At 63.1% G+C, this 3,923-nt stretch carries 2 protein-coding genes; both read left to right on the forward strand.

Annotated elements, in window-relative coordinates:
• A partial coding sequence (locus tag B5G09_RS13730) for a SusC/RagA family TonB-linked outer membrane protein (RefSeq protein ID WP_087405618.1) occupies positions 1–2,370 on the forward strand: 2,370 nt, incomplete at its 5' end.
• Between the two features lie 12 nt (positions 2,371–2,382).
• A partial coding sequence (locus B5G09_RS13735) for a SusD/RagB family nutrient-binding outer membrane lipoprotein (RefSeq protein ID WP_087405619.1) occupies positions 2,383–3,923 on the forward strand: 1,541 nt, incomplete at its 3' end.

Raw genomic sequence — 3,923 nt, forward strand, 5'->3', positions numbered from 1 at the left:
TACGGTTCGGAGGCGGCGAACGGCGCCGTGATGATCACGACGAAGAAGGGCGAGGCCGGAGCGCTGAAGGTGACCCTTACGAGCAACACGGAGTTCCTGAATCCCTTTGTGCTGCCGGAATTCCAGAACCGCTACGGCACGGGATTGAACGGCTCGGGTTCGGGTTCCGCCGTCTACAGCTGGGGCGCGAAACTCACCCCGGCTGCGCAAACCGGTTATACACCCAATGATTTCTTCGAGACGGGACACGTCTATACGAACGCCTTCACCCTCTCGGGCGGTACGGACCGCAACCAGACCTACTTTTCGGCCGCGGCGGTCAATTCCGACGGGATCATTCCCAACAACGAGTACGACCGCTACAACTTCACCTTCCGCAACACCAGCTATTTCCTGAAGGACCGGCTGCGGATCGACGCCTCGGCGAGCTACATCTACCAGCAGGACCAGAACATGACCAACCAGGGTGTCTACTCGAACCCGCTGGTCTCGGCCTACCTCTTCCCGCGGGGCGAGAACTTCGACCTCTACCGCCGCTTCGAGCGCTACAACGAGGGTACGAAACTCATGGAGCAGTTCTGGTCGGCGGACATGGAGGGCGGTGACCTCCGCATGCAGAACCCCTACTGGATCGCCTACCGCAACCTGCGCAATACGGACAAGAAGCGCTACATGCTCTCGCTCTCGGCCTCGTATGACATCCTGCCGTGGCTGAATGTCACGGGGCGCGTAAGGATCGACAACATGAACTCGCTCTACACGCAGAAGCTCTATGCCTCGTCGAACACGACCATTACGGACGGCGGCCGGAACGGCCACTACACCGAGGCGCGGACCTATGATTCGCAGACCTATGCCGACGTGATGGCCAACATCAACAAGACGTTCGGCGACGACTGGTCGCTGCAGGCCAACCTCGGCGCCTCGATCAACAACGTCAAGAGCGACGAGCTCTCGTACCGCGGTCCGATCCAGGAGAACGGCCTTCCGAACGTCTTCAACGTCTTCGATCTGGACGACACGAAGAAGCGGGCCGAGAAGACCGGCTGGCACGACCAGACGCAGTCCCTGTTCGCCTCGGTGGAGGTGGGGTGGAAGCAAATGCTCTATTTGACCGTCACGGGGCGCAACGACTGGGCCTCGCAGATCGCCGGCTCCTCCTCCTCGTCGTTCTTCTATCCGTCGGTGGGCCTGTCGTGGGTGCCCACTTCGCTCTGGGACCTGGGCGGAGCGTTGAGCTACCTGAAGCTCCGCGGCTCGATCGCCTCGGTGGGTATGCCCTTCCCGCGCTACCTGACCGTCCCGACCTACGAGTACGACGCCACGAACCGCGTCTGGAAGGACAAGACGCACTATCCGATCGGGGATCTGAAGCCCGAGCGCACGACCACCTACGAGGTGGGCGTGGACGCGCGGCTGTGGCGCCACCTGAGCCTCTCGGCATCGTGGTACCGGGCCGACACGAAGAACCAGACGTTCGACCCCTCGCTGCCTCCCTCGTCCTCCTATACGACGATCTACCTGCAGACGGGCCACGTCCGCAACACGGGCGTCGAGCTCTCGGTGGGGTATGACAACCGGTGGGGAAGTTTCCGCTGGGCGACGAATTTCACCTATGCGTGGAACCGCAACGAGATCATCGAACTGGCGGCCAATGCCGTGAATCCCGTCACGGGCGAGCCGCTGAATCTCGAGAAACTCGACATCAAGGGCCTGGGCAAGGCGAAGTACATCCTCAAGGAGGGCGGCACGCTGGGTGACCTCTACACGACGTCGGACCTGCGCTTCAACGACAACGGCTACGTCGAGGTGGACAAGAGCGGCAACCTGCTGCTGACGGACGAGGGAGACGACATCTACCTCGGTTCGGTCTTCCCGGATCACAACCTCGCGTGGCGCAACGACTTCTCGTGGAAGGGCGTGAATCTCGGCCTGCTCTTCACGGCCCGCATCGGCGGCATCTGCTACTCGGCCACACAGGCCAACCTCGACCTGTACGGCGTTTCGGAGGCTTCGGCCGCGGCGCGCGACGCCGGGGGCGTATGGATCAACGGCCGCGAGATGGTCGACGCGCAGAAGTGGTACCAGGCGATCGGCTCGCAGTCGGGTCTGCCGCAGTACTACACCTATTCGGCGACGAACTTCCGCCTGCAGGAGCTCTCGCTCGGCTACACGCTCCCCGCGAAGTGGTTCCGCGACCGGATGCGGATGACCGTCTCGTTCGTCGGGCGCAACCTCTGGATGATCTACTGCAAGGCACCGTTCGACCCCGAGGCCGTGGCCTCGACGGGGCTGAACTACCAGGGCATCGACTACTTCATGATGCCGTCGCTCAGGAGCCTCGGCTTCAGTGTCAAATTCCAATTCTAAACGACTACGGGCATGAAAAAGATAACGACAAAGACGGGCCGACGGCTCATGGCGGCCGCCCTGCTGGTCCTGACGGCCTGTACGGGTGATTTCGAGGATATCAACCGCAACCCGAACCAGGTGACCGAGGAGCAGATGGAGGCCCTGAACTACAAGACGGGTACGAAGGTCCGCACGCTGCAGAGCCTGGTGATTCCCGTCCAGGAGCACATGTACCAGTTCAACGAGTCGCTCACGGGCGGGCCGTTCGCGGGCTATATCGGCGCCACGGTGGACACGTGGCAGACGAAGTTCGAGACCTACAACCCCTCGGCCGACTGGCGCAAGTGGCCCTTCGCGAATGTCATCACCGAGACCTACACCCCCTACAAGGGAATCGTCGGCGGTACGGACGACGAGGTGGCCATCGCCTTTGCGCGGCTGCTGCGCGTGGCGATCATGCAGCGGGTGACGGACTCCTACGGTCCGATTCCCTACTCGAAGCTCGAGAGCAACGAATCGGTCTACGTGGAGTATGACTCGCAGGAGGCGGTCTATACGAAGATGTTCGAGGAGCTGGACGAGGCCATCGCGACGCTGGGCCGCAACACGACCCTTTCGTCCGATGCGTGGAGCCGCTACGACGGGGTCTACTACGGCAACATCGCGCAATGGTTGAAATATGCCAACTCGCTCAAGCTGCGCATGGCCATGCGCCTGACGGAGGTGAAACCCGACCTGGCGCGGACGAAGGCCTCGGAGGCGATTGCCGGGGGCGTCATCACGTCGAATGCCGACAACGCGGCGATGCACGCCGCGGAGAACCGCACGACGCTGATCTACAACGACTGGGGCGACCACCGCGTCGGCGCCGACATCCTCTGCTACATGACCGGCTACAACGATCCGCGCGTCGAGAAGATGTTCCTGCCGAACGACGTGGGCAACTACGTCGGCATCCGCATCGGTATCGACGTGGCGGGCAAGGCGACGGCCATGACCAAGTATTCCAACCTGATCGTCGAGTCGACGACCCCCTACCTGTGGTTCAACGCCGCGGAGGCGACGTTCCTGCGTGCCGAATACGAGCTGCGCTGGGGTTCGGAGGAGACGGCGCAGTCGCTTTACGAGCAGGCCATCCGTCTTTCGTTCGAGGAGCGGGGCGCGAGCGGGGCCGACGCCTATGTGGCCGATGCCACGAGCCGCCCGGCGGCCTACACCGATCCGCTGGGTAATTACAGCGCCGCGGCGCAGAGCACGATCACAATCGCGTGGGCGCCCGGAGCTGACAACTTCGAGGAAAACCTCGAGCGCATCATCACGCAGAAGTGGATCGCCATCTTCCCGCTGGGCGTGGAGGCGTGGTCCGAGCACCGCCGCACGGGCTACCCGCGGCTGATGCCGGTCGTGGCCGACAAGTCGGGCGGCGGGGTCGACGTGGCGCAGGGGGCCCGACGGCTTCCCTACCCGGTGGAGGAGTACCAGCAGAACAACACGAACCTGCAGGCGGCGATCCAACAGCTCAACGCCGAGCAGACGAACGGCAACCGCACGGGCGACCAGATGGGTACGCG

Source organism: Alistipes sp. An54, assembly GCF_002159375.1.
GTDB classification, from domain to species: Bacteria; Bacteroidota; Bacteroidia; order Bacteroidales; family Rikenellaceae; genus Alistipes; species Alistipes megaguti.